This window comes from Rhodococcus sp. (in: high G+C Gram-positive bacteria), assembly GCF_049299235.1.
Lineage (GTDB): Bacteria > Actinomycetota > Actinomycetes > Mycobacteriales > Mycobacteriaceae > Rhodococcus.
The window spans coordinates 1-4218 of record NZ_JBAQXC010000304.1; the positions used below are offsets into that span (position 1 = coordinate 1).

Here is a 4218-nt window from a genome sequence, read left to right on the forward strand (position 1 = left end):
GCCAGATGCTTGTACAGCCGCCGACGGTGCCCGACGAGAAGCATCTGCGTATCCGCGCCGTGCTCGACAACGGCGCGGATCTGCGATTCGTGGATCAGCGGACCTTCGGTGGTTGGGCACTGGCGCCGCTCGTCGACGTCGACGGTGATCTGCTGCCGACACCGGTCGCGCACATCGCCCGCGATCCGATGGACCCCCGCTTCGATGCCGACGCCGTCGTGACAGCACTGCGCGGCAAGCACACCGAAATCAAACGCGCACTGCTCGATCAGACCGTGGTGTCCGGGGTCGGCAACATCTACGCCGACGAATCCTTATGGCGCGCACAGATTCACGGTGGACGAATCACCGACGCGCTGTCACGCCCGAAGCTGAACACGGTGCTCGACGCGGCGCGGGACGTGATGGGTGAGGCACTCGCGCAAGGCGGAACCTCGTTCGACGCGCTCTACGTCGACGTCAACGGCGAATCCGGCTACTTCGATCGTTCCCTGGATGTGTACGGCCAGGAGAACCAGCCCTGCTCACGCTGCGGCACCGCGATCCGGCGGGAGAAGTTCATGAACCGCTCGTCCTACAGTTGCCCGAAATGTCAGCCGCGGCCCCGGGCCCGCTACGTCTGATTCCTTCCGGCTTCCACACAGCGGATGGACAGCGGCGCGTGTCCGGCGGATGTCGAAACGTACGGCGGATGGGCGATCCTCGGTGACGAGACTGTCGGGGAGCCGTGGCAGGATTCGGGGCATGGCCGACCAGACTCCCGACACCCCGCCCACCGACCTGTGGGTCGAGCGCACCGGCACCCGCCGCTACACAGGACGCAGCTCGCGCGGCGCCGAAGTGCTCATCGGCTCCGACACCGTCGAGGGTGTGTTCACGCCGGGTGAACTCTTGAAGATCGCACTCGCCGCCTGCTCCGGAATGAGTTCGGACTTCCCGCTGTCGCGCCGGCTCGGCGACGACTACGACGCCACCATCAGGGTCTCCGGTGCCGCGGACCGCGAGAACGAGGTGTACCCGCATCTCGAGGAGGAAATGGTCCTCGACCTGTCTGCGCTCGACGCCGACGCGCAGCAGCGTCTGGTGGCGCTCGTCGAGCGGTCCGTCGAGAAGGTGTGCACGGTCGGCCGTACGCTCGAGGCCGGAACGACGGTGAGCCTGACGATCACCGCGGACGAGTGATCGGGCACGAGTAGGGCACAAGGGGGAGACGATGGGGAACAACACACTACGGATGGCGGTCGGAGCCGCTGCCGCGACGGTCCTCGGAATGGTCGCGGTGCCGTCGGCGAATGCCGATCCTGCGGCCTGCGTGCCACGCACCGTCGGTACGGTGGCGTCGGGGCTCGGGGTGCTCGAGAATCTGGAATTCGACGGGCGCGGAGGGCTCCTCGTCTCCGACGGTTCGCCGGCCGGTGACGGCGCGCTGCGCCGCGTCGCGCCCGACGGCACGGTCGACACCGTCCTCGGCGATGTCACCGGGCCGGGCGGGATTGTCGTCGACGGCGACACCGCCTACCTGAACGTCGGCAACACCACGAGTGCCGGCATGACCGATACGGCGGACGGAACCATTGACACCGTCGACCTCGACACCGGGGAACGCCGCACCGTCGCAACCGGGTTGGTCATGCCCAACGGGCTCGGTGTGCTGCCCGACGGCTCGCTGCTCACGTCCCGCGACATCGGCACCGTCGGCCTGACCCACGTACCCGCCGGTGGCGAAGCGCACGTGATCCGCACCGACCTCGGTTCCGTCAACGGCATCGAGGTCGACGGCGACACGGTCTATACCGTCACCACCTTCGAACAGGTCAACCGGCTGCACGTGCTCGACGCCGCCGACCTCACCGGTCCGGTCCGGAGCATCGACCTGCCCGGCTTCGGACTGCTGCAAGCACCCGACGACCTGGCCCTCGGTCCGGACGGTGCGCTGTACATCGCGCTGAACGTGGCCGGCGCCATCCTGCGGGTCGACCCGGACACCGGTGACTCCTGCCGCGTCGCGGAGGGCATCCCGCTCGTGTCGTCGGTCGCGTTCGGCACCGGGCCGGGTTGGGATCCGAACACGATCTACACCACCGGGTTCGACGGCACGGTGCGCGCAGCACATCCCGCGGTCGAACAGTCCGCGTCCGAATAGGAGGGCGCACATGAACACCCCCGTATCCGGCTCGGCCGAACGTCTGACCGCGTGGGTTCACGGCCGGGTGCAGGGTGTCGGATTCCGGTGGTTCACCCGCGCCCGGGCACTCGAACTCGGACTCGTCGGGCACGCCACCAATCATCCGGACGGACGTGTGCTCGTCATCGCGGAAGGCCCGCGCGCCGACCTCGACCGACTTCTCGCGTGGTTGCGGTCGGACCACACTCCCGGCGAGGTTCGTCTCGTCGTCGAATCGTGGGACGCGGCGCGCGGAGATCTGGCCGGATTCGTCGAGCGGTAGCACGCGGGTAGGGTTTTTCCTCATGTATTTGAAGAGTCTGACGCTGAAGGGCTTCAAGTCCTTCGCGTCCTCGACGACTCTGCGTTTCGAACCGGGCATCACGTGCGTCGTCGGACCCAACGGCTCCGGGAAGTCGAATGTCGTCGATGCGTTGACCTGGGTGATGGGGGAGCAGGGTGCCAAGGCACTCCGCGGCGGCAAGATGCAGGACGTCATCTTCGCCGGCACCACCGGACGACCACCGCTCGGTCGCGCCGAGGTCACCTTGACCATCGACAACAGCGACGGCGCGCTGCCCATCGAATACTCCGAGGTATCGGTCACCCGCCGTATGTTCCGGGACGGCGCCGGAGAATACGAGATCAACGGCACCTCGTGCCGCCTCATGGATGTGCAGGAGTTGCTCTCCGACTCCGGCATCGGCCGCGAAATGCACGTCATCGTCGGGCAGGGGCGGCTCTCCGCGATCCTCGAGTCGCGTCCCGAGGATCGGCGCGCGTTCGTGGAAGAGGCCGCCGGCGTTCTCAAACACCGCCGCCGCAAGGAAAAGGCGGTCCGCAAGCTCGACGCGATGCAAGCGAACCTCGCCCGTTTGACAGATCTGACCGCCGAACTGCGCCGCCAACTCAAACCGCTCGGACGTCAGGCCGAGGTCGCGCGGCGCGCCCACACCATTCAGGCAGACCTGCGCGACGCGAAGCTGCGCCTGGCCGCCGACGACCTGGTCAGCCGCCGCGCCGACTTCGCCGGTCAGGACGAGCAGGAACGGATCGTGCGTGACCGCCTCGACCACGTGCTGGCCGCCTTCGACGACGCGAACGCCGAGCTTGCCCAGCACGAGCAGGCCGTCGCGCGACTGACACCGGGGGCCGAAGCGGCGTCGCAAACCTGGTTCCGGCTGTCGGCGCTCGCCGAACGGCTCAGCGCGACGGTACGCATCGCCCAGGAACGCGCCCGGCATCTCGACGAGACGCCCGCGACGAGGCCCGAGCAGGACCCCGACGAGATGGAGGCACGCGCCGACCGCATCGCGGAAGAAGAAGCCGAACTCCTCGAAGCCGTCGAGATCGCACACGGCACCCTGGAGGCCGCCCGGGAACACCTCGCGATGCAGGAGGACGCAGCCGCCACCGCCGAACGAGCGCACCTGGCCGCGGTGCGTGCCGTCGCCGACCGCCGCGAAGGCCTCGCCCGACTGTCCGGCCAGGTCGACACGATGCGTACCCGCGCCGAATCCATCGATGCGGAGGTCGCACGGCTCACCGTCGCCATCGAGGAAGCCCGGCTCCGTGGCGTCGCCGCGCAGGCCGAGTTCGAGACCGCACAGTCCCGGATCGACGACCTCGACGCCGGGGAAGTCGATGCGGACGCTCAGCACGAACGCGCGCTCGAGACGTTGCGCATCGCCGACGGCCGTGTCAAGGAGCTGCAGGACGCGGAGCGTGCGGCAGGAAAAGAGGTGGCGTCGCTCGGCGCGCGCATCGAGGCACTGTCGATGGGTCTCGAACGCAAGGACGGCGCCGCCTGGCTTCTCGAACACCGACCCGATACGGGTCTGCTCGGTTCCCTTGCGGAGCGGCTGCACGTCGAACCCGGATACGAGACCGCGATCGCCGCGGCGCTCGGTCCCGCCGCCGACGCGGTCGCCGCCGAATCGGTGCAGGCCGCGCTCGCCGCGGTCACCGCCCTCGACGACGCGGATCAAGGACGGGTCGCCTTCGTGACGTCCGGTGCGGCCGGACCCGTCGACGGCGGCGACCTGCCTGCCGGC

General features: G+C 68.7%; 5 protein-coding genes. All 5 read left to right on the top strand.

All coding sequences use genetic code 11. The annotated features are described in order from the left end of the window. Positions 1-623 (top strand): bifunctional DNA-formamidopyrimidine glycosylase/DNA-(apurinic or apyrimidinic site) lyase (mutM, locus tag WAX14_RS18320; RefSeq protein ID WP_422629475.1); only part of this gene is annotated, 623 nt, incomplete at its 5' end. Between the two features lie 121 nt (positions 624-744). Then, positions 745-1182: an OsmC family protein gene (locus WAX14_RS18325; protein WP_422629476.1), complete on the top strand. Its 438-nt coding sequence runs from the start codon at positions 745-747 to the stop codon at positions 1180-1182. Positions 1183-1213: 31 nt separating this feature from the next. Beyond that, positions 1214-2143 (top strand): SMP-30/gluconolactonase/LRE family protein, encoded by a 930-nt coding sequence (locus WAX14_RS18330; protein WP_422629477.1) that lies wholly within the window; start codon positions 1214-1216, stop codon positions 2141-2143. A 10-nt stretch (positions 2144-2153) separates the two neighbouring features. Next, positions 2154-2447, top strand: coding sequence for an acylphosphatase (locus tag WAX14_RS18335; protein ID WP_422629478.1), 294 nt, complete (start codon positions 2154-2156; stop codon positions 2445-2447). 22 nt (positions 2448-2469) lie between these two features. Continuing rightward, positions 2470-4218: AAA family ATPase (locus WAX14_RS18340; RefSeq protein ID WP_422629479.1), on the top strand; the 1749-nt coding region annotated here is incomplete at its 3' end.

Excerpts from the sequence above, each read along its gene's own strand:
- WAX14_RS18325 (WP_422629476.1), top strand. The coding sequence starts at position 745 with ATGGCCGACCAGACTCCCGACACCCCGCCCACCGACCTGTGGGTCGAG.
- WAX14_RS18330 (WP_422629477.1), top strand. The coding sequence starts at position 1,214 with ATGGGGAACAACACACTACGGATGGCGGTCGGAGCCGCTGCCGCGACG.
- WAX14_RS18335 (WP_422629478.1), top strand. The coding sequence starts at position 2,154 with ATGAACACCCCCGTATCCGGCTCGGCCGAACGTCTGACCGCGTGGGTT.